The sequence below is a fragment of the Martelella sp. HB161492 genome (genome assembly GCF_013184775.1).
Classification (GTDB): domain Bacteria; phylum Pseudomonadota; class Alphaproteobacteria; order Rhizobiales; family Rhizobiaceae; genus Martelella.
On the sequence record NZ_JAATVV010000009.1, the window covers coordinates 1 to 21,929 of the forward strand.

General features: G+C 59.8%; 20 protein-coding genes. 10 read left to right on the forward strand and 10 right to left on the reverse strand.

The genetic code is table 11. The features are described from left to right. Positions 1 to 234: 234 nt before the first annotated feature. The 3 genes from HCK86_RS15415 to HCK86_RS15425 are packed head-to-tail and all read right to left on the reverse strand — an operon-like array spanning position 235 to position 3,436. On the reverse strand, positions 235 to 1,059 hold the full coding sequence (locus HCK86_RS15415; RefSeq protein ID WP_176085374.1) for a transglutaminase family protein: 825 nt from the start codon (positions 1,057 to 1,059) through the stop codon (positions 235 to 237). A 37-nt stretch (positions 1,060 to 1,096) separates the two neighbouring features. Further along, positions 1,097 to 2,035, reverse strand: a complete 939-nt coding sequence (locus HCK86_RS15420; RefSeq protein ID WP_176085375.1) for an alpha-E domain-containing protein — start codon at positions 2,033 to 2,035, stop codon at positions 1,097 to 1,099. Positions 2,036 to 2,038: 3 nt separating this feature from the next. Continuing rightward, on the reverse strand, positions 2,039 to 3,436 hold the full coding sequence (locus HCK86_RS15425) for a circularly permuted type 2 ATP-grasp protein (protein WP_246739634.1): 1,398 nt from the start codon (positions 3,434 to 3,436) through the stop codon (positions 2,039 to 2,041). A 394-nt stretch (positions 3,437 to 3,830) separates the two neighbouring features. Between HCK86_RS15425 and HCK86_RS15430 the strand changes: the two genes are divergently transcribed. Next, the gene (locus tag HCK86_RS15430; protein ID WP_210259926.1) at positions 3,831 to 5,009 is read left to right on the forward strand and encodes a sialidase family protein; all 1,179 of its coding nucleotides are present in this window, start codon (positions 3,831 to 3,833) and stop codon (positions 5,007 to 5,009) included. A gap of 73 nt (positions 5,010 to 5,082) precedes the next feature. On the opposite strand, the gene HCK86_RS15435 is transcribed toward HCK86_RS15430, so the two are convergent. Both HCK86_RS15435 and mnmD read right to left on the reverse strand, forming a co-directional pair. Continuing rightward, the gene (locus tag HCK86_RS15435; RefSeq protein ID WP_176085377.1) at positions 5,083 to 6,495 is read right to left on the reverse strand and encodes a DEAD/DEAH box helicase; all 1,413 of its coding nucleotides are present in this window, start codon (positions 6,493 to 6,495) and stop codon (positions 5,083 to 5,085) included. A 279-nt stretch (positions 6,496 to 6,774) separates the two neighbouring features. Then, positions 6,775 to 7,527, reverse strand: a complete 753-nt coding sequence (mnmD, locus tag HCK86_RS15440) for a tRNA (5-methylaminomethyl-2-thiouridine)(34)-methyltransferase MnmD (protein WP_176085378.1) — start codon at positions 7,525 to 7,527, stop codon at positions 6,775 to 6,777. A 22-nt stretch (positions 7,528 to 7,549) separates the two neighbouring features. Here mnmD and HCK86_RS15445 point away from each other — a divergent pair, with 22 nt between their 5' ends. The 9 genes from HCK86_RS15445 (at position 7,550) to HCK86_RS15485 (ending at position 14,652) form a co-directional block, all read left to right on the forward strand. Further along, positions 7,550 to 8,722 carry an FAD-binding oxidoreductase gene (locus HCK86_RS15445; protein WP_176085379.1) on the forward strand — a complete coding sequence of 391 codons (1,173 nt, stop codon included), beginning with the start codon at positions 7,550 to 7,552 and terminating at the stop codon, positions 8,720 to 8,722. Between the two features lie 95 nt (positions 8,723 to 8,817). Beyond that, entirely contained in the window at positions 8,818 to 9,552 is a 735-nt protein-coding gene (locus HCK86_RS15450) for a DUF1045 domain-containing protein (RefSeq protein WP_176085380.1), read from the forward strand. A 116-nt stretch (positions 9,553 to 9,668) separates the two neighbouring features. Next, positions 9,669 to 10,601: an allantoinase PuuE gene (gene puuE, locus HCK86_RS15455; protein WP_176085381.1), complete on the forward strand. Its 933-nt coding sequence runs from the start codon at positions 9,669 to 9,671 to the stop codon at positions 10,599 to 10,601. After that, on the forward strand, positions 10,601 to 11,098 hold the full coding sequence (gene uraD, locus HCK86_RS15460) for a 2-oxo-4-hydroxy-4-carboxy-5-ureidoimidazoline decarboxylase (protein WP_176085382.1): 498 nt from the start codon (positions 10,601 to 10,603) through the stop codon (positions 11,096 to 11,098). Before puuE ends, uraD begins: the two co-directional genes overlap by 1 nt. Beyond that, on the forward strand, positions 11,099 to 12,130 hold the full coding sequence (alc, locus tag HCK86_RS15465) for an allantoicase (RefSeq protein WP_176085383.1): 1,032 nt from the start codon (positions 11,099 to 11,101) through the stop codon (positions 12,128 to 12,130). A 3-nt stretch (positions 12,131 to 12,133) separates the two neighbouring features. Then, positions 12,134 to 12,634, forward strand: a complete 501-nt coding sequence (locus HCK86_RS15470; RefSeq protein WP_176085384.1) for an ureidoglycolate lyase — start codon at positions 12,134 to 12,136, stop codon at positions 12,632 to 12,634. After that, on the forward strand, positions 12,631 to 12,987 hold the full coding sequence (uraH, locus tag HCK86_RS15475) for a hydroxyisourate hydrolase (protein WP_176085385.1): 357 nt from the start codon (positions 12,631 to 12,633) through the stop codon (positions 12,985 to 12,987). The genes HCK86_RS15470 and uraH overlap by 4 nt, the downstream gene beginning before the upstream one ends. Before the next feature lie 43 nt (positions 12,988 to 13,030). Further along, positions 13,031 to 13,771, forward strand: a complete 741-nt coding sequence (locus HCK86_RS15480) for a metallophosphoesterase family protein (protein ID WP_176085386.1) — start codon at positions 13,031 to 13,033, stop codon at positions 13,769 to 13,771. A gap of 116 nt (positions 13,772 to 13,887) precedes the next feature. Continuing rightward, positions 13,888 to 14,652, forward strand: coding sequence for a hypothetical protein (locus tag HCK86_RS15485; RefSeq protein ID WP_176085387.1), 765 nt, complete (start codon positions 13,888 to 13,890; stop codon positions 14,650 to 14,652). A 161-nt stretch (positions 14,653 to 14,813) separates the two neighbouring features. On the opposite strand, the gene HCK86_RS15490 is transcribed toward HCK86_RS15485, so the two are convergent. The 5 genes from HCK86_RS15490 to xdhB all read right to left on the reverse strand — a co-directional run bounded on the left by HCK86_RS15490 (position 14,814) and on the right by xdhB (position 21,929). Further along, the gene (locus HCK86_RS15490) at positions 14,814 to 15,962 is read right to left on the reverse strand and encodes an alpha-hydroxy acid oxidase (RefSeq protein ID WP_176085388.1); all 1,149 of its coding nucleotides are present in this window, start codon (positions 15,960 to 15,962) and stop codon (positions 14,814 to 14,816) included. Positions 15,963 to 16,087: 125 nt separating this feature from the next. Further along, positions 16,088 to 17,398, reverse strand: coding sequence for a guanine deaminase (gene guaD / locus HCK86_RS15495; RefSeq protein ID WP_176085389.1), 1,311 nt, complete (start codon positions 17,396 to 17,398; stop codon positions 16,088 to 16,090). After that, positions 17,395 to 18,636, reverse strand: a complete 1,242-nt coding sequence (locus tag HCK86_RS15500) for a urate hydroxylase PuuD (protein ID WP_176085390.1) — start codon at positions 18,634 to 18,636, stop codon at positions 17,395 to 17,397. Before HCK86_RS15500 ends, guaD begins: the two co-directional genes overlap by 4 nt. A 132-nt stretch (positions 18,637 to 18,768) precedes the next feature. Continuing rightward, positions 18,769 to 19,575: a xanthine dehydrogenase accessory protein XdhC gene (gene xdhC / locus HCK86_RS15505; protein ID WP_176085391.1), complete on the reverse strand. Its 807-nt coding sequence runs from the start codon at positions 19,573 to 19,575 to the stop codon at positions 18,769 to 18,771. Further along, the gene (xdhB, locus tag HCK86_RS15510; protein WP_176085392.1) at positions 19,572 to 21,929 is read right to left on the reverse strand and encodes a xanthine dehydrogenase molybdopterin binding subunit; all 2,358 of its coding nucleotides are present in this window, start codon (positions 21,927 to 21,929) and stop codon (positions 19,572 to 19,574) included. The genes xdhC and xdhB overlap by 4 nt, the downstream gene beginning before the upstream one ends.

A 21,929-nucleotide genomic window follows, 5' to 3' on the forward strand; every position in this document is an offset into this window, starting at 1 on the left:
CAGATTGCCTGTTGGGGGCGGAATAGCCGTCCCCCCCCGTCGTCATCCCCGTGCCTGTCACGGGGATCCAGTTTCATATGGCACTGAACAGAGACGGTGACCTTCGCCGCGCGGACGCGCGTCGGCTGGATGCCTGTGACAGGCACAGGCATGACGTTGGAGAAGGGGGCAAGCTTTGTGTCAACGGTCTTCCCCCGGATCGCATGATCCGGGGCCTTTTCGTTTCTGGCTCTGTCAGCTCTGACTTTGCGACTGGCTCTGACTTTGGCTGATGACCTGCAGGTTGACTGACATCTGCCCGAGACCGCCGCCAAGCGTCATGCCGACGACGGGGGCGGCATCGGTGTAATCGAGGCCGCAGGCGATCCGCACATAGCGTTCGTCCGGGCAGACCTTGTTGGCGGCATCGAAGCCGACCCAGCCAAGCCCTTCCAGATAGATCTCTGCCCAGGCATGGCTTGCCGACTGGTCGGTGGTGCCTTCCATGAAGAGATAGCCGGAAACATACCGTGCCGGCAGTTTCATCTGCCGCGCGCAGGCAAGAACGATATGGGCATAGTCCTGGCAGACGCCGGCTTCATGGTCCAGCGCCTCTTCTGCCGTGGTCGTCGTGCTTGTCACGCCGGGCTTGAAGGTCATGCGCTCATGAAGCTTCGCCATCAGGTCATGCAGACGTGCGAGGTCGCTGTCGCCGTCCAGCGATGCCACCAGCGCGCGGGTTTGCTTGCCGATTTCCGTCAGCGGCGTTTCCCTGAGGAAGAGCCACAACGGACAATCGGATGAATGCGGGCCGTAAATACCGTCGGTATCGCGCGTTTCCACGGTGCCGGTGGCAATCAGCCGCATGGATGACTGTTCGCCATCGACGGAAACGAGCCGGACCAGGTTCTCATACTGGTCGCTATAGCTCACCTCGCTTTTGGCGCCCTCAATGGCAACGCTCCAGTCGATGACCGTTTGACCTGCCGAATTGACCGGCGTCAGCCTCAACCGCTGCAGTGAAAAGACGACCGGCTCCTCATAGCGGTATTCGGTCACATGGTTGATCTTCAAAAACATCGTCGTTTCCCGATCCCTGTTTGTGCCTGTTGCCGCTTCACTGGTAGAAACGGTAGCCGTCGCTGATCTGCTGGCTCAGCTGGTTGTTGTGGCAGACGAAATCCTCAAGAAATTCGTGCAGGCCATTATCCATGATCGTCTTGATCTTCTGGCTGCGCAGCTTGTTGCGGATCGCGTGCGCCGTGTCATGGGCGGGAAGCCTGCTGCCATAGTCATTGGCCAGATAGTCGAGATTGGTGACGATCTTTTCGTAGCAATAGGCGAGCGATCGCGGCAACTGGACATCGAGGATCAGGAAATCGGCGATCTGGCTCGGGATATATTCGCCATTATAGACCCAGCCATAGGCCCGGTGCGCCGAGACCGAACGCAGGATCGATTCCCATTGCAGATTGTCGAGCGAAGAGCCGACATGATGCACGGATGGCAGCAGGACATAATATTTCACGTCGAGAATGCGGCTGGTATTGTCAGCACGTTCGATGAATGTGCCGATATGGGCAAAATTATAGATCTCGTTGCGCAGCATGGATCCATGAAACGTGCCGCGAATGAGGGCCGTGCGGTGCTTGATCGAATCGATCACCTGCGGCAGATCGGCGGCCTTGACCTTGCCGGACAAGATCCGCGTCACCTCGATCCAGCATTCATTGGTCGCTTCCCATATTTCGCGGGTCAGGGCCGTGCGGACCAGGCGGGCATTGTTGCGTCCCGCGTCGATGCATGAGAGCACGCTTGACGGGTTGCGCCGGTCGCGCAGCAGAAAATCGACAGCGTTGTCTGCCGTCAGTTCGTCATAGGCATCCTTGAAGGTGTCGGCGACGCCTGCACTTTGCAGAATCCCGTCCCAGTCATCCGCCCCCTTGGAGCGGGTCAGCGAGACGCGTTGACCGGCATCGATCAGGCGCGCGATATTCTCGGCCCGCTCGATGTAGCGGAACATCCAGAAGAGGCCGTTTGCGGTTTTTCCCAGCATCGATCAGTCCTCCAGAACCCAGGTGTCCTTGGTGCCGCCGCCCTGGGAGGAGTTGACGACGAGCGACCCCTCCTTGAGCGCAACACGGGTCAGTCCGCCCGGCATGATGCGGACGCGATCCGAGACAAGGACATAGGGGCGCAGATCGACATGGCGGGGGGCGATACCCTTCTTCACCATGATCGGAACGGTCGACAGCGACAGCGTCGGCTGGGCGATGTAGTTGGCGGGCTTTGCCTTCAGCTTGTCGGCAAATGCCTCGCGTTCCTTCTTGCTGGCGGTCGGGCCGACCAGCATGCCGTAGCCGCCGGAGCCATGCACTTCCTTGACAACCAGATCGGCCAGATTGTCGAGCACATAGGCAAGGCTCTCCGGCTCCGAACAGCGCCATGTCGGAACATTTTCCAGCATCGGCTTGGCACCTGTGTAGAATTCGACGATCTCAGGCATGTAGGAATAGATCGCCTTGTCATCGGCAATGCCGGTGCCCGGCGCATTGGCAATGGTGATGTGCCCGGCGCGGTAGACATCCATGATGCCGGGAATGCCAAGCGCGGAATCCGGGCGGAATGTCAGCGGATCGAGGAAGGCATCGTCAACACGGCGATAAAGCACGTCAATTGCCTCATAGCCGCGCGTGGTGCGCATCTTGACCTTGCCGTCGATGACACGCAGGTCAGATCCCTCGACCAGTTCCGCACCCATCATGTCGGCAAGGAAGGAGTGTTCATAATAGGCGGAGTTGAATATGCCTGGCGTCAGCACGCCGATGCGCGGCCGCGTGCCGGTGAAGCCAGGCGGGGCGAGCGTCGCAAGGCTCTGGCGCAGCGCCAGCGGATAGTCTTCGACGCGGCGAACCCGGTTCTGGTAAAAAAGCTCCGGGAACATCTGCATCATGGTTTCACGGTTTTCCAGCATGTAGGAGACGCCGGACGGTGTGCGGACATTGTCTTCCAGCACATAGAACTGGTCTTCGCCGGTCCGCACGATATCCGTACCGCAGATATGCGTGTAGACCCCGCCGGGCGGTTCAAAGCCAATCATCTGCGGCAGGAAGGCGTCGTTTTCTTCGATCAACCGGCGCGGCACGCGGCCGGCCTTGATGATTTCCTGCTTGTGATAGATGTCCTGCAGAAAGGCGTTGAGTGCGATCACGCGCTGTTCGATGCCGGCGGCAAGTCTGCGCCATTCCTTGCCGGAAATAATGCGCGGGATGATGTCAAAAGGGATCAGTTTCTCAGACGAATCCGCATGTCCGTAAACGGCGAAGGTGATGCCTGTTTTTCTGAAAATATTCTCTGCCTCGCGGGATTTCGCCAGCAGATGTTGTGGATTTTGTTGGGAATACCAGTCGTAATAATCTTTATATGGCTCACGTGGTGCTGAGCCGTCGCCCATCATTTCATCGAAGGTCAAAGCGTTCTTCCCCCGTTTGTTATTTTTGTATAGAAATACAACATCAGCACCAATGCAAGCACCATGCCTGATTGAAAATCGCTTTCTGTTCAAGTTTACCCAGCACCAAAGGTTCTGAAAAAAAGGCATTTTTCGAAATTCGCCAAACAATTGGGCAAAGTGGGGTGCAGGTCGGGCGCGCGGCGAATGAACGTGGCGACCGATGGTTGAGACTTTTCGTGTTGGCTTTCGATAATTTGCAGCGCGATTGCGCCCACGCCGCCGGCGGTTGCGCCGCCTTGGCCTCTTTGCGCTTGTCTGATCTCTGATCATATCAGTTGTTGAATATGTGCTCATGTCTGCTTTATGATCAGTATGCATGTATCTGGGAGGACTACATATGCTTTCGACATTTCGGATGACGCTGGCTGCTGCCGGCGCCGTTGTTGTTGCCGCGTCCGCGCCAGCGCTGGCGGGCGAGATGCCCTTCACCGTGAAGGACGGACTTTTCGATCTTGCCAATCAGGATACGCTCGGGCTTTCAAAGCCAGAGGGGGTTGAAACCGTAACGGTGTTCGCGCCGGGGGATGATGACTGGCAATTCGTAAACGGCATTGTGCTCATTCCCTTCAAGGGAAAGCTCTATGCACAGTGGCAAAGTTCGAAAAAGGATGAGGATGCCACCGAAACCGTGGTGGTTTATGCGGTCAGCGATGACGGTAAAACCTGGTCGAAACCGGTGGCGCTGACGGCGCCGTGGAATGAAGGCTATCACAGCAATGGCGGCTGGATCACTGATGGCGACACACTGGTTGCCTTCATCAACACATGGCCGGATGCGGTCAGTCCGCGCGGCGGCCACGCAGAATATATGACCAGCACCGATGGCGAGACCTGGAGTGCGGCTCAGCCGGTGATGATGGCAGATGGAACGCCGATGCCGGGGATTTTCGAACAGGATCCGCATCGGCTACCGTCCGGCCGCATCATCAATGCCGCGCATATGCAGCCGGGTCTGACCGCCAAGCCGATCTATACCGATGATCCGCTCGGCCTGTCGGGCTGGCATATCGGCAAAATGGATAATCTTCCCCATGAGGGAGACATCACCCGTGAGCTGGAGCCAAGCTCCTATCTGCGTGGTGACGGCGCCGTGGTGATGATTTTCCGCGATCAGGGCGATACGTTCCTGAAGCTTGCCTCCGTCAGCACCGATAACGGCGAAACCTGGAGCCTGCCGGTTGAAACCGCCATGCCGGATGCCCGCACCAAGCAGAGCGCCGGCAATCTGCCGGACGGCACGGTCTATTTCGCCGGCAGTCCGACGGGCCACAAGGGGCGTTTCCCCCTGGCGCTGGTCACATCGTCAGACGGTACGGATTTTGATCAGGCCTATCTGCTGCGCGCGCAAAGCGACATGCAGGCCCAGCGTGGTGAGGGCAAGGCCAAGCGGCCGGGCTATCATTACACCAAAAGCATCGTCTGGAATGACAGCCTATGCGTCAGCTACGCCACCAACAAGGAAGATGTTGACGTGACCTGCGTGCCGCTTTCGGCGATCAGCCGCAACGGCCAGTAAAAGCGAAAGATGCAAGCAAAAGGCCCGCCGGCAGATATGCCAGCGGGCCTTTTCATTCATTGATCAATCCGCTTCAGGCCGAATGGCGGGCCTGACGGCCATTGCCGGAAAAGCGGCGCTTCTGGCCCTGACCGGGCTTGCGCGGCCGCTCGCTGCGGTTTTCGTTGCGACGGCCAGCGGCGTGATGCTCGCCGCCATTGCCGCGTTCGCCATTGTTGCGCTCTCCATGGCTGCGCTCGGAATGGCTGCGTTCGCCATTATTGCGCTCGCCGGCAAAGCGGGAAGGCTTGCGCGGGCCACGGCCATTGCCGCCGCCGCCGCGGCGCTTCTGCTGCACCGGACGATCTGCGCCGGCATGCGGCTCGCCGCTGGCAACGGCAATCTCGACACCGGTCAGCTTCTGGATGTCGCGCAGCAGACGGGCTTCGTCAGGGGCGCAGAAGGCGACTGCGATACCGGCCTTGCCGGCGCGTGCGGTCCGGCCGATGCGGTGAACATAGGCGTCCGGCACTTCCGGCAGGTCATAGTTATAGACATGGGTCACGCCGGGCACATCAATGCCGCGGGCGGCAACATCGGTTGCGACGAGCACGTTGACATCACCCTCGCGGAAGGCCTTCAAGGCGCGTTCGCGCTGCCCCTGGCTCTTGTTGCCATGGATCGAGGCCGTGGCGAAGCCGCGCGAATCGAGGAATTTCATCAGCTTTTCGGCACCATGCTTGGTGCGCAGGAACACGATGGCGCGGCCATCGGGATGTTCCGACAGTGCGGTCTTCAGCACTTCGGTCTTTTCGGCCTTGCCGGCGACGAAATGGACATACTGATCGACACGGTCAGCCGTCTTGCCGGGCGGGGTTACCTCGACGCGGGCGGGCGACGACAGGAAGCGGCTGGCGAGGTCCGAAATCGATTTCGGCATGGTGGCCGAAAACAGCAAGGTCTGGCGCTGATCGGGGACCAGACTGGCGATCTTCTTCAGATCGTGAATAAAGCCGAGGTCCAGCATCTGGTCGGCTTCGTCGAGCACGAGATGTTCGACGGTGTCGAGGCGCACGGCGCGGCGGTCGATAAGGTCAAGCAGACGGCCGGGCGTGGCGACCAGGATATCGGTGCCGCGCTGCAGCTGGAAGGACTGGCGGTTGATCGAGGCACCGCCAACGACCAGCGTGACCTTCAGCGGTGTCTTGCGGGCAAAAAGCTTCAGATTTTCAGCGATCTGGTTCACCAGTTCGCGGGTCGGGGCGAGAATCAGTGCCCGCACGGTCGTGGGCGCAGGCTTGTGCCCGCCACGCAGCAGCATGTCGATCAGCGGCAGGCCGAAAGCGGCCGTCTTGCCGGTGCCGGTCTGCGCCAGGCCCATAAGGTCGCGGCCTTCGAGAACGAGGGGAATGGCCTTTTCCTGGATCGGGGTCGGCTTTTCGTAACCTTCGTTAGCGATACGGTCGGAAAGCTTGGCGGAGAGGCCGAGCTCGGAGAAATTTGTCAAAACAAAGCGCCTTTCAAGGCAAAACCAATCGACCCGGACGAGGTCGTCAGACCTTCCGGTATCGTCTGGTTTCAAGAACCCCGCGTGAAGTGGGAACTTGTCGGGTGAAAACGGCTTTCCCGCGCGCCGGAAGACCGGCCTTACGTCAGTTGCGCTTGTCCCAGACCTGCCGGCGATTCCGATGAAGGAAAATTCTGTCCGGCCGGCATGCTCACGCGGCATGCGGAAAAGGAGGAAAGCTGCGGCCTAGATGCGTGTGAACCTTCAAAATGTCAAGTTTTATTTCGGCATGGTTGCATTGCATCGCCGCCCCGCCAGCATCTCGCGCTTGCCGGCAAAGCCCGCTCGGCGTTCGACATTGAACCCTGCAGCAGCGAGATTGCGCCGGACGAAGCCGGCGGCGGTATAGGTGCCGAAGGTTCCGCCATCAGCGGTCAGGCGGAAGACGTGCTGCAGCAGTTCGCGTGACCACATTTCGGGATTTTTCGACGGCGCGAAGCCATCGAGAAACCAGGCGTCAAAGGTCTGATCAAGCCGGGACAGGCATTCCAGCGCATCACCGCAGTGAAGGGTGAGGCTGGTCTGGCCATCGACAGGCAGCGAGAACGTTCCGGACGGTTGCTTCGGCCAGAGCGAGACAAGCGTCGCACGCTCGCCGTCGATTTCGGGCCAGCGGCGAAGTGCCCGGTCAATCGCGTCAGCATTGATCGGGAAGCGCTCGAAGGAGCTGAAATCAAGCCGGGCGCCGGGCGGGCGGCAGCGCTTCCACTGCCGGAAGGTTTCGCAGAAATTCAGCCCGGTGCCGAAACCGAGTTCGCCGATGCTGATCGTGCCAGCGGCGGCAAACCGGTCCGGCAGGGCATTGGCATTGATGAAGACATGACCGCATTCGGCGCGGCCGTCATGGGTCGAAAAAAAATGATCGCCAAAACCCTTGGAAAACGGCAGTCCATCCTCATCCCAGGACAGGGAGAGAATGTCACCATCGGTTTTTCTTGCATCGCTCGCTTGTTTGTGGTCCGCATCGCTCATGATTGATGGCGATAAATCCGGAATGGCCGCCGGTCAAACGGCTTCTTCGAAAATAACGGCCGATCTGGTGATTGTCGGCGGTGGCGTTATGGGGCTTTGGGCGGCGTATCACGCCGAGAAAGCGGGTATCGAAACGCTGCTTGTCGATGCCGGCATGCCGGGCCAGGGGGCCAGCAATGGGCTTGTCGGCGTGCTGATGGCCTATATGCCGGATCTCTGGGACGAGAAGAAGCGCTTCCAGTTCGACGCGCTTTTGCGGCTGGAAGGCGATCTGGCCAGGCTTTCCGCCGAAACCGGGGTCGAAACCAGCTATCGGCGCAGCGGCCGTATCATGCCGATCAATAGCGAGCGCCAGCGCAACACCGCGCTCGCCCGTCAGCAGGAGGCCCGTATCAACTGGAAAGCGGGCGATCGCCAGTTTCGCTTCGACGTGCTGGAGGATACACCGGTTGTTGGCTGGCCGGCTGCACGAACGGACCGGTTCGGCTATATTTTCGATGATCTGGCGGCTCACGTCTTTCCGCGCGATGTGGTTGCAGCGCTTCTGGCGTTCCTGGCTGGTGCCCGACATGTGCGGATCATGCCGGGAATTCGGGTTTCAGCAATCGATGCGGCAGGTCACGCCATCCGGCTGAACGATGGCGGAACAATCGGTTTCGGGTCCGTGATCATTGCCGCTGGCACAGGGGCTTTCCCGTTGATGCAGCCGCATCTGGCGCCTGAGGGCCGGAGTCTCGGGCGTGGTGTGAAGGGGCAGGCGGCGTTGATGGCCGCTGATCTCGATCCGGCGCTGCCGATCCTTTACGACGAAGGACTTTATGTCGTTGCCCATTCCGGCGGGCGCGTTGCCATTGGCTCGACCAGCGAGGACCGCTTCGATGACCCGTCATCGACCGATATGCAGCTGGAGGCACTGATCGCGGCCGCCCGGCTGATCGTTCCGCAGCTCGCCGAGGCTCCGGTGGTGGAGCGCTGGGCCGGCCTTCGGCCGCGGGCAATCGCGCGTGATCCGGTCGTGGGTGCCTTACCCGGTCTTGATCACGTGATTGCGCTTGCCGGCGGCTTCAAAACCTCTTTCGGGCTTGCGCATGTGCTCGCCGAATATGCCGTGCTTGCCGCAACGGGTAATGTTTCGGTTGCGTTACCATTGAAATTCCATCCGCAAATCCATCACAACTGGGCGATGAAAAAGTAAAGTTGAAGTATTTCTCCGGTTTCTGTCGTCTTGCTGTCACCCAAATCACCTATTTCGGGCGCGAGGGAAGGCACTCTATTTGAAAGCTGACGACAATGGCCGAGGCCCGGCGCTATGCGATTTGTTTTTCGCCCGCACCTGATGCTGCATTAACCGGCGTCGCAGCCAGCTGGCTCGGGCGCAATCCCTATTCCGGTGCGCTGATCGATCCACCGCTGCTCCCGGGCATCGGCATGCACGAAATCGCCTATCATACGGCGCTGCCGCGCCGCTACGGTTTTCATGCTGCGCTCAAGTCCTCCTTCATGATTGCGAGTGATGAAGACGAACAGCAGCTCTTGCGGGCACTGATGCATTTTGCCTTCATCTCCGATCCTTTCGTTCTGCCGCCGCTGACTGTTGCGGCCATCGGCGATCTCCTGGTGCTTGTCCCCGCTGCAGATTGTCCGCAGGTCAATGCACTGGCAGCAGACATCGTTGCCCGCTTCGATCACTTTCGTGCGCCTCTTTCCGAAGCCGATATCGAGCGGCGCGATCCTGATGGCCTGTCGCCGCAGCAATTTGCCAATCTGCACCGCTGGGGCGAGCCGAATGTGATGGAAGCCTTCCGATTTCACATGGCGCTGACGGGGCCGCTTTCAGCGCGCGATCTCGCCCGCTTTAAGACTGCAGCCAGCGGGTTTTTCGCGCCGGTTCTGACCGATCCGGTGACCGTCGACAATATTGCGCTCTTTGTCGAGGAAGAACCGGGCGCGCCCTTCCGGGTTCATTCGCTCCATCCCATGGGGCCGGTTCGCACCCGGCGCAGCGGCCGGCGGCGTGTTGCCTAATCGCGACTGGCCTGCGCCCTTTTTTGCTGCGATATGCAGGCTGATTGGTCCGCTGTGGCGCTTCCCCTTGGGCGGGAAAGGCACTAACCTCGCCCTACGTTAACATGGGTGAATCGATGAGCGACTATCTTTCCAACTATCCCCGCGATCTTGTCGGCTTCGGCAGGACCACGCCGGATCCCAAATGGCCGGGTGACGCACGTGTTGCCGTTCAATTCGTCATCAACTACGAAGAAGGCGGCGAAAGCACCATCATGGATGGCGATCCGGCGTCGGAATCGCTTCTTTCGGAGATCGTCGGTGCCGCGCCCTGGCCCGGGCAGCGCAATCTGAACATCGAATCGCTCTATGAATATGGTTCGCGCGCCGGCTTCTGGCGGCTGTGGCGGCTGTTCACCAGCCTGAAAGTGCCGGCAACCGTCTATGGCGTGACCATGGCCATGGCCCGCAATCCGGAAGCCGTCGCGGCAATGAAAGAGGCTGGCTGGGAGATCGCCAGCCACGGCTATCGCTGGCTGGAATACAAGGATTTCGACATCGAGGCCGAGCGCAGGCATATTCAGGAAGCGGTTCGTCTTCACACGGAAATCACGGGGGAGAGGCCGCTCGGCATCTATCAGGGCAAGCCGTCTGACAATACGCTGAAACTGGTGATGGAAGAGGGCGGTTTTGTCTATTCCGCCGACAGCTATGCCGATGATCTGCCCTATTGGGTCAAAACGCCGGAGGGCAAGCCCTTCCTGATCGTGCCCTATACGCTCGACACCAATGATATGCGCTTTGCCACGCCGCAGGGTTTCAACTCTGGCGACCAGTTCTTCACCTATCTGAAGGATGCGTTCGACACGCTTTATGAGGAAGGCCGGGAAGGCCATGCCAAGATGCTGTCGATCGGGCTTCACTGCCGGCTCGTCGGGCGCCCGGCGCGTGTCGCTGCGTTGCGCCGTTTCATGGAATATGTGCTGTCTTTCGACAAGGTCTGGGTGCCGCGCCGCATTGATATCGCCCGCCACTGGCACGATAACCATTATCCGGAGATTGCGCCCTGATGATTGCCCGTGACGTCTTCGTCAGCCGCTTCGGCGGCGTTTTCGAGCATTCTTCCTTCATTGCAGAACGCGCCTATGATCAGGGGCTTGTTGCAGAACCGTTGACCGTCAAAAGCGTTCATCAGGCCTTGTGCACGGTGTTTCGTGCGGCCTCCGGCGCCGAACGGCTGGATGTGCTGCGCAAGCATCCCGATCTCGCCGGAAAGCTCGCCACGGCGGGCAATCTGACCATGGAAAGCCATCGTGAACAGTCCGGTGCCGGCCTTGACCGGCTGACCCCCGAAGAGCACGTAGAGTTTACGAAACTCAATTCCGCCTATATAGAGAAATTCCAATTCCCTTTCATTATTGCAGTCACGGGGCTCAATAAGGACGATATTCTTGCTGCGTTCAAACAGCGGGTCGCAAATGACACCGAGGTTGAACTGGCGACTGCCTGCCTGCAGGTGGAGAAGATCGCCGGCATCCGGCTGCAGTTCCTGCTGCCGGAGTCGTAAATGTCCGATCAAGAAATGAGTGTGTCCCTGCCGGATTTCGCCGTTGGTGCGATCAATCTGGCATCGGCCAGACTTGGCGCGCGCGCGCTTTATGCAACTGACCAGTTCTTCGCGCCGCTGTCGCGCATGCTGAAAGATGATGCGGCCGTTTTCCTGCCGGGTGAATATGATGAACACGGCAAGTGGATGGATGGCTGGGAAAGCCGCCGCAAGCGCGTACCCGGCCATGACTGGGCTGTGATCAAGCTGGCCATGCCCGGCCGGATCCGCGGCTTTGATGTCGATACCAGCCACTTCACCGGCAATTTCCCGCCGCAGTGTTCGATCGAAGGCTGCTATCTGGAAAAGGGCGACCCGGACGACAATTCCGACTGGCAGGAGGTGCTCGACCGCACGAACCTGAAGGGCAACAGCCACCATTATTTCGAGATGGATCAGGAGACGCGGCAGAAGGTCTTCACCCATCTGCGGCTGCATATCTATCCCGATGGCGGCATTGCGCGTCTGCGCGCCTATGGCTCTGCCTATTTCAACTGGGACAAGGTGGGTGACGGCGAAGAGGTCGATCTCGCCTATATCTTTGGCGGCACCCATGCGCTGCACTGGTCCGATGCCCATTTCGGCCATCCCGACCGCATGTTTGCGCCTGGCCGCGGCATCAATATGGGCGATGGCTGGGAAACAGCCCGCCGTCGCGGTCCCGGCCATGACTGGGTGATCATGAAGCTTGGCCATCCGGGCATCATTCGCCGTGTCGTCGTCGACACCGCCCATTTCAAGGGGAATTTCCCCGATAGCTGTGCGCTGTTCGGTGCCTATCTGCCGGATCAGGCCGATGTTTTCACGGCCGAGGAGATCGCGGCTTCGGAAAACTGGCAGCCGATCCTGGAACAGACCAAGCTTTCAGCCGATCATATTCATGAGTTCGGATCGGATCAGGTCAGAAATATCGGCCCGGTCACCCATGTTCGGGTCGCCAATTACCCCGATGGCGGTATCAGCCGGCTTCGTCTTTACGGCGTGAAGGGATAAGCCATGAGCATTCCGGTCAGGGTCGAGCCGCTGACGCCAGAGGCATTTGCTCCGTTCGGATCGGTGATCTTCGCTGATCCGTCCACCATCCGGATGATCAATGGCGGCACGACGACCCGGTTTCATGGTCTGGCAAAAGCCGAGGCCAGGGGACTGGATGCGGAGGTGATCATCAGCATCTTTCGCGGTGAGGCACGCAGTTTTCCCTATCATGTCGACCTGATGGAACGCCATCCCGACGGCAGTCAGAGCTTCTCGCCGCTGTCAGGCCGGCCCTTTCTGGTGATCGTCGCCGAGGATATGGGTGGAACGCCGGGCAAGCCGCGCGCCTTTCTGGCGCGGCCGGGCGAGGGGGTGAACTACCGCGCCAATGTCTGGCATCATCCGCTGATGGCACTTTACGAAACCAGCGATTTTCTGGTTGTGGATCGTGCCGGGCCGGGTAACAATCTGGAAGAGTATTTCTATCCCGCTCTGTTCGTGATTGAGGAGGAGCCCAAGTGACCGGCCTGACGACACATGTTCTTGACACCGCGCTCGGCCAGCCGGCGGATGCGCTCAAGATCGATCTTTACCGCATCGGCAAGGATGGCCGCCAGTTCCTCAAGACCGTCTATACCAATGATGACGGCCGTATCGACGGCGGCCCGATCCTCAGCATTCACGAGATCGAGACCGGACAGTATGAACTGGTCTTTCATGTCGGTGATTATCTGCGCCGTACCGGGGCCGCCATGTCGGAACCGGCCTTCCTGGAAGATATCCCGATCCGCTTTGCGATCGCCGACGTGACGGCGCATTATCATGTGCCGCTGCTCCTCTCGGCCCATGGCTACTCGACCTATCGCGGTAGCTGACCTCTGTTCTTTTAACCGCACTGACAAGACAAGGAGCGTGACCATGCGGATAGCTGTCATCGCCGATATTCACGGCAATTGCGATGCCCTGGAGGCCGTTCTGGACGATATCGCCCGGCGCGACGCCGACCTCATCGTCAATCTCGGTGATTGCCTGTCTGGTCCGCTGCAGGCCGGCGCGACCGCTGAACGGCTGATGACGCTTGATCTGCCGACTGTGCGTGGCAATCATGACCGGGCGCTGATCGACCGTGCTTTCGAAGAGATGGGTGACTGGGAGGAGCCGGCCTTCCGCCAGCTTTCTCCCGAGCAGCTCGACTGGGTGCGGAGCCTGCCGGTGACGCGGGTGGTGGCAGACGAAGTCTTCATGTGCCATGCGACACCCGGCGATGACAATATCATGTGGACCGAGGCGCTGCATGAGAGCGGCTCCTTCACACTGCGACCGCGCGCTGAAATCGAGGCCTATGCACAAGGCACAGACTATCCGCTGATGCTGTGCGGTCATTCACACATTGCCCGCTCCGTGATGCTCGCCGACGGCCGGCTGATCGTCAATCCCGGCAGCGTTGGCTGTCCCGGTTTCGACTACGACGTCCCCTTCTATCACAAGCTTGAAACGGCAACGCCGTTCGCCTGCTATGCGATCATCGAGAAACGGGTGTCGGGATGGATGCCGAGTTTTTACCAAGTGCGCTACGATACCACGCGCGTGGTGGCGCTGGCGACAGAGAGCGGGCTTCAGGACTGGCCATCGGCTCTGGCGACGGGGTTCGTGGCATAGGCTGTTGGCTCCGCAGCCTGCGCCGGTTCGGCACTGTTATCGATTTTTCTGAATTTGTAACGCAGCTTTCCTGATCTAGCTTCCTTACGTGTTCTCAGAAAGAAGGGGGAGGCTGCATGCCTGTTGATCCAGCCCGGATATCCGTCGATGGTTCCCGCGCGGTGCCGGCGCAGAGTGAATCTGCGCCGCATTCGCAAACACGCAAGCGCGGTAAATCTTCAGCGTCCGTGAGGAAAACCGTCAGAGTGGACACGCCCGCGCCTTACCCTAACCCCTCGGCCTTGCATGCGGATCGCGATGACCGGCGGCAGGTGTTTGCAGGCCAGCGCGATCCAGGGCGCGCAGAATCTCAGGCGCAAAGCCTGCGCGAGACTGATGTCGAACGCGACTTGCACGACCATATCGATAGGACGTTCTGGCGCACGGGCAAAAAGGTCTTTATTCGCGAATGCCAGAAAACTGGCAGCGGGCACGTTCTGACCGTAATGCAGAATTTGGATGAGCAGGGGATCATGGCTGAATGCAAGCGGCAACTGAATTGGCTCAAATGGATACGGGGTGCGCGGGAAAGGCAGGCCCGGGCCGGCAGCAGCAATCCCGGTCCGTCCGCGACGGTCGCGAGCCAAGGCGCTGCTGTGCCATTGCCGACTCCCGCGCAACCGGGACCATCCAGGGGAACCGATGCTCCGCCCACTTACGAGCAGGCGATGATGCAAATGTACGGGACCGTGCCCGACCAATTTGCCGGGCATATGCACGTCGGAATGCTCTATTCAGACGTCGGCCTTGCGCCTCAGCAGTACCACTCCGGAACAGGTCCGGCGGACAATGTGCCTCCAGCGCCTGCAGCTGCAATTCAGCCATGGCCCACGGGAATGTAAGACTTGTCCAAAGCGCGGTGCATCCATTCGGTTGCACCGCGCTTTGGATCATCGGGCGCTTCATCTGAAGCGTCCGATGATCCAGCCTTTTCCAATTCCGCTTCGTGTCATCGAAAGACCGGCAACCCGCTTTTCGCCCGATGTTCCAATCGACTGATTTCTCAGAAATCCAGCTTCGCAATAATATCGCGGTCGATCGTTTCGATGTCACGCTTGCCGCACAGCGCCATGGTGATGTCGAGTTCCTTGCGAATGATGTCCAGAGCCTTGGTGACGCCGGGCTTGCCCATGGCACCGAGTCCATAAAGGAAAGGGCGGCCGATGAAGACACCTTGCGCGCCAAGCGCGCGGGCCTTCAGCACATCCTGGCCGGAGCGAATGCCGCCATCCATATGGATTTCAATCTCGCCGCCGACGGCATCGACAATTTCAGGCAGGACGGAGATCGAGGAACGCGCGCCATCGAGCTGGCGGCCACCATGATTGGAAACGATGATGGCATCGGCGCCGGTCTTTGCCGCCATTTTCGCGTCCTCGGCATCGAGAATGCCCTTGAGGATCAGCTTGCCGCCCCAGCGTTCCTTGATCCAGTCGACATCGGCCCAGGAGAGCTTGGGGTCGAACTGTTCCGAGGTCCAGGCCGAGAGCGAGGAAAGATCTGAGACGCCCTTTGCGTGGCCGGCAATATTGCGGAAGGTCCGGCGTTTGGTCTGGAGCATTTCCAGCGCCCAGAAGGGCCGCGTGCCGACCTGCCAGAGATGTTTCGGCGTGAATTTCGGCGGTGTCGAAAGACCGTTGAGAATATCCTTGTGACGCTGGCCGAGGATCTGCAGATCGAGCGTGAGCACGAGCGCGGAACATTTGGCGGCCTTGGCCCGGTCGATCAGGCTGGCAATGAAATCGCGGTCCTTCATCACATAGAGCTGGAACCAGAAAGGCTTAGTCGTATTTTCCGCCACATCCTCGATCGAGCAGACACTCATGGTCGAAAGGGTGAAGGGAATGCCGAATTCTTCCGCTGCCTGAGCCGCAAGGATTTCGCCATCGGCATGCTGCATGCCGCAAAGCCCGGTCGGTGCAATGGCAACCGGCATCGACACATTCTCGCCGATCATGGTCGAGGCCAGCGACCGATTGGTCATGTCCACCAGAACGCGCTGGCGCAGCTTGATCTTTGAAAAATCGCTCTCATTGGCCCGGTAGGTGCTTTCCGTCCAGGCGCCGCTGTCGGCATAGTCGAAGAACATCTTCGGCACACGCCATTTTGCCCGGCGTTTCAGGTCTGCAATTGTCAGCGGCTCGGAAAACATGATGATCTCTCCTCCAAATATAAATAGCCTTATCACATATGGGTGAAAAGATGCCAAGTAGGATCACATCCCCGGCCATTCGCCTGTGGTCGGGGATTGATATTCGTCATGCGCCCTTCGGATAGCTAAAGCAAGGACTTGGCCGGTTCACCGGCAATATAGGTCTCGGCGATGGCGCGATCATCGCCAAGCGTCTGCAGCAGGAACAGCTCCTCGGCCAATGTCGAGACAACCTCGTGTTTCAGGGCCATGGCGGGTGTTGCCCTTGCGTCAAGCACCACGAGATCGGCATCAAGACCGGGATCAAGCGCACCGATCCGGTCCGACAGCGACAGTGCTTCGGCATTGCCGCGGGTCAGGTAATAGAAACTGGTCAGCGGATCGAGGCGCTGCGATCTGAGCTGCTGTATCTTGTAAGCCTCATCCATGGTCTGCAGCATGGAATAGGAGGAGCCGCCGCCGACATCGGTGGCAACGGCAATGCGAAGCGGCTTGGCCCGGTCTTCGCATGCGCGGAAGGCAAACAGGCCCGAGCCGAGGAACAGGTTCGATGTCGGGCAGTGAACGGCAACGGCACCCGCTTCCGAAATCGCGTCACGTTCGCGTTCGCTCAAATGAATGGCGTGGCCGAGCAGGGTCTTTTCCCCGAGCAGGCCATAGCGGGCATAGATGTCGGTATAATCGACCGCTTCGGGGTAGAGCGAGCAGGCGAAATCAATTTCGGCCAGATTTTCCGAAAGATGGGTCTGGATGTGAAGATGAGGGTGCTCGGCGGCGAGCGTCCTTGCGGCTTCCATCTGCTCTGGCGTCGAGGTGATGGCAAAGCGCGGCGAGATGACGACATGGTTGCGCCCCTTGCCGTGCCAGCCGGCGATGACCTCTTTCGTCTCGTCATAGCCCTGCTGCGCCGTGTCGGTCAGCGCATCCGGGGCATTGCGGTCCATCATCACCTTGCCGCCCAGTGCCAGGACATTCCGCTTTGCCGCTTCGGCAAAATAGGCATCGGCGGAGACCTTGTGGACCGAGCAGTAGGCTACCGGCGTGGTGGTGCCATGGCGCACCATCTCATCGAAGAAATGCGTGGCGATGCGGGCGGCATGCGCTTCATCGGCAAAGCGCTGTTCTTCCACGAATGTATAGGTGTTGAGCCATTCCAGAAGATTGGCAGCGTAGGAGCCGATCACCTGCATCTGCGGGAAATGCAGATGGGCGTCGATGAAACCGGGCATGATCAGATGCGGACGGTGATCGATGATCTCCGGATCGCCGGATGCCTCTTGCCGCACCGTTTCAAAAGGTCCGGCAGCAAGAATACGGCCTCCCTGAATGAGGAGGCCGCCATCTTCTTCGTAGAAATAGGCATCTGTGTCGGCGAGCGTTTCCGGCCGGCGGTGGAAGGACAAGAGCCGGCCGCGCAGAAGGCGTGTTTTCGTCATTCTTTTGATTTCGCTCCGATGCTTGATTGGTACCAGGCGACCAGTGTGGCACGCTCTTGTGGCGTCATGTCGGTCACATTGCCCGGAGGCATGGCATGGCTGCGCCCGGCCTGCAAGTAGATCTGGCTGGCGCGTGCTGCGATCTCCGCATCATTTTCCAGCTGAACATTGAGCGGCGGGCGGTGGATGCCTTCCCAGACCGGTTCGGCCGCATGGCACATGGAGCAGCGCGACGAGACGATTTCCTTGGCGTCGGCAAAGTGCGGATCAACCGCAAATTTCTCGAAAGCCGGTGCCACTGCCATGTTCGGGTCTTCCGGCTTCAAGATGCGTGGCGACGTCGACAGCCACATGATGGCGATGAAGATGATCGCCGTCAGCGCCCAGGTCCAGTTTGGCTGGCCCTTGCGGGCATGCATGGTGTTGAAATAATGCCGGATGGTCACGCCCATCAGGAAGACCAGCGAAGCAATCACCCAGTTGAACGAGGTCGCAAAAGCCAGCGGATAGTGATTCGACAGCATGAAGAACAGCACCGGCAGGGTGAGGTAATTATTATGCGTCGAGCGCTGCTTGGCGATCTTGCCATATTTCGGATCGGGCGTACGTCCGGCGCGCAGGTCGGCGACGACGATCTTCTGGTTCGGGATGATGATGAAGAACACATTCGCGGTCATGATGGTCGCGGTGAAGGCGCCCATATGCAGGAAGGCGGCACGGCCGGTGAAGATATGGGTGTAGCCATAGGCCATGCAGACCAGCAGCACATAGAGCAGCAGCATCAGCCCGACCGTATGCTTGCCGATCGGCGACTTGCACAACTGGTCGTAGACCAGCCAGCCGATTGACAGCGAGGCCAGCGAAATCAGGATCGAGACCGGCGCGGAAACATCGAGAGCCTCGCGATTGACCAGAAAGAGGTCGGCGCCGCCATAGTAGAGAAGGCAGAGCATCAGGAAGCCCGATACCCAGGTCATGTAGCTTTCCCACTTGAACCAGATCAGATGATCCGGCATGTGCTCGGGCGCGACATTGTATTTCTGGATATGGTAGAAGCCGCCGGCATGGACCTGCCATTCCTCGCCGGATACCGCCGGTGGATGATACGGGCGCTTTACCAGCCCCAGATCCAGAGCAATGAAGTAGAAGGACGAGCCGATCCAAGCAATGGCGGTGATGACATGCAGCCATCGCACCGCAAATTGCGCCCACTCCCAGATGATCGCCAGTTCAAACATTCAATCGTTCCCCCGAATATGAACTTATTGTGATCTTGCGCAATTTCGTCGGAGAAAAAAAGCTCTGTTTTACGTTGGCCTGCAATTGACGGAAGTGGAGCGCGTGAATGCCTTGTCTTCGGGCAGAATGCCTCAGGAAGCTGCAGAAAAAACTGTCAAAAGTTCAGCCGCGACCATGGCGGCGATCACCTCCGGCCGCTTGTCCCTGACGACGGCGCCGCCGATTGGCAGCACCAGATTTGCGACAGAAGCGTCGGACAGGCCCGCCTCCCGGGCGTGGCTCACAAAGGTGGCGCGCTTGGTTTTCGAGCCGACCATGCCGCAATAGGCAAGATCACCGCGTTTGAGGGCTTCAACCGCAATCAGAAAATCCAGCGCATGGTCATGGGTGAGGATGACGACGGCGCTGCCGGGGGGCAGGGCAGCAATCTCGGCCTCCGGCACGGCAACGAGACGTGGCGTTACCGCATCAGGCAGGCCCTTCAGTGTTTCCGCACGGGTTTCGACGAGGCGGACATTCATCGGCAGCGGCGCCAGCGCTGTGGCAAGGGCTGCACCGACATGGCCGCCGCCGAAAATGGCCACATGCGGATTGCCAGCTGTTTCGGCCCGTGCCTGTGCGACAAGGCTGTTGATGGCCGCCTCATCGACAGCGGCAAAGGAAAGCGCAATCCGTCCGCCGCAGCACTGGCCGATCTCGGGCCCGAGCGGAATATCGAGCAGGTGCTCTGCATCCGCCCCGCCCAGCAGCTTGCGGGCGTGGTCGATGGCGAGAAACTCCAGCTGGCCGCCGCCGATCGTGCCGAAAAGCCCGGTTTCCGACACCAGCATATAGGCGCCCTGTTCGCGCGGGGACGAGCCTTTCACACCGGCGATGCTGACCATCATCGCCGGCGCTTCACGCGCAATCCAGGCCGTAAGGCCATCGACGGTGATCATTGTCCGCTCCGGACCGCCTTCATCCGTTCAACCGCCATCAGCACGCGCTCCGGCGTTGCCGGGGCGTCAAGCCGCGGGCAGGCGGCATAATCCGCCACCGAGGCGACGGCCATATCCAGCGCCTCGAGCGCGGAGATTGCCAGCATGAAGGGCGGTTCGCCGACGGCCTTGGAGCGGCCGATGGTTTCCTCGATATTGGGCGAGAAATCGGTGAGCGCGACGTTGAAGACCTTCGGCCGGTCCGAGGCCAGCGGGATCTTGTAGGTGGAGGGCGCATGGGTTCTGAGCCGGCCCTTATTGTCCCACCACAATTCTTCCGTCGTCAGCCAGCCGAGACCCTGAATATAGCCGCCTTCGATCTGGCCGATATCGATTGCCGGATTGAGCGAGCGGCCGACATCGTGAAGGATATCGGCACGTTCCATCAGATATTCGCCGGTCAGCGTGTCGATCGAAACTTCGGTGCAGGAGGCGCCGTAAGCATAGTAGAAGAACGGGCGTCCGCGACCGGCCGCGCGGTCCCAGTGGATCTTCGGCGTCTTGTAAAAGCCCGCTGCCGAGAGCTGCACCCGGCCGCCATAGGCGCGTTTGGCAAGTTCACCGAAGGGGATTTCCTCATCGCCAATGCGCACCCGGTTCGGCAGGAATTCCACCTCTTCCGGCTTCACCTTGAAGGTCTCGGCGGCAAAGGCGATCAGCCGGTCCTTGATCTGGGTTGCGGCGTTGAAGGCGGCAGCCCCATTGAGATCGGCGCCGGACGAGGCCGCAGTCGGTGCGGTGTTTGGCACCTTGCCGGTGGTGGTGGCGGTGATCTTCACCCGTTCGAGGTCGATCTGGAACACATCAGCGACCACCTGGGCGACCTTGATGTACAGTCCCTGACCCATTTCCGTGCCGCCATGATTGAGCTGCACGGAGCCATCCTGATAGACATGCACCAGCGCGCCGGCCTGGTTGGATGAGGTCAGCGTGAAGGAAATGCCGAATTTGACCGGGGTGAGGGCAATGCCCTTCTTGATCACCCTGCTTTTCTTGTTGAAATCGATGATTGCCTGACGGCGGGCGCGGTAATCGCTTGAGCGTTCCAGCTCCTCGACCACGCGCAGGATGATGTTGTCCTCCACCGTCTGGTAGTACGGCGTCACATCCCGGCCGGAACCCGGCTGGCCGTAGAAATTGGCCTTGCGGATATCGAGCGGATCCTTGCCGAGCGCATAGGCGATTTCTTCCACCAGCCTTTCGCCAAGCACCATGCCCTGCGGTCCGCCAAAGCCGCGATAGGCGGTGTTGGAGCAGGTATGGGTTTTCAGCGGCCGGGAGACCAGATGCACATTCGGCAGATAATAGGACGAATCCGCATGAAACAGCGACCGGTCCGTGACCGGTCCGGACAGATCGGCGGAAAAGCCGCAGCGGGCGGCAAAGGTCGCATCCACCGCTTCGATCATGCCGTTTTCGTCAAAGCCGATATCATAGGATGTCACGAAGTCGTGGCGCTTGCCGGTGATCGCCATGTCTTCATCGCGATCCGGGCGGATCTTGACGGCGCGGTTGAGCTTTTTGGCAGCCAGCGCTGCAATCGCGGCAAAGGCGTTGCCCTGCGTTTCCTTGCCGCCGAAGCCACCGCCCATGCGGCGCTGAAACACGGTCACGGCATGGGAGGGAATGTGCAGGATATGGCCGACAATATGCTGGATCTCGCTTGGATGCTGGGTTGAGGCCCAGACGGAAACCTCGTCGTCTTCGCCGGGGATGGCCATGGAGATCTGGCTCTCCAGGTAGAAATGTTCCTGGCCGCCAATTTCCATTTCTGCCGTGATGCGGTGCTTTGCGCGGGCAAGCGCCTCTTTCACATCGCCGCGCTGCAGCGTCATCGGCGTGCAGACATTGGGCGCATCGGCAGCAATCGCGTCGCGCACATTGGTCCAGAAGGGCAGATCGCGATAGGTGATCTTCGCCAGCCGTGCTGCCGAACGCGCGAGTGCACGGGTCTCGGCGACAACCGCAAAGATGATCTGGCTGTGATATTCCACTTTCGTGTCGGCAAACAGCGGCTCATCGCCGATCCCGGCAGACGAGATATCGTTGACGCCCGGCAGGTCCTTCGCCGTCAGGACACAGACGACACCCTGTGCCTTTTCAACGGCGGAAAGATCCATGTCGATGATCTCGGCATGCGGCCGGTCCGAAAGGCCGAGGCCGACATGGAGCAGCCCCTGGGGTTCGGGGATGTCGTCGATATATTCGGCGGCGCCGGCCACATGCTTGTGGGCCGAATCATGCCGGCGCGGATCATGCATGGCGCCACTGATGCGGGTCTTGCTGACGATCATGTCATTGGCGGACTTGTCCAT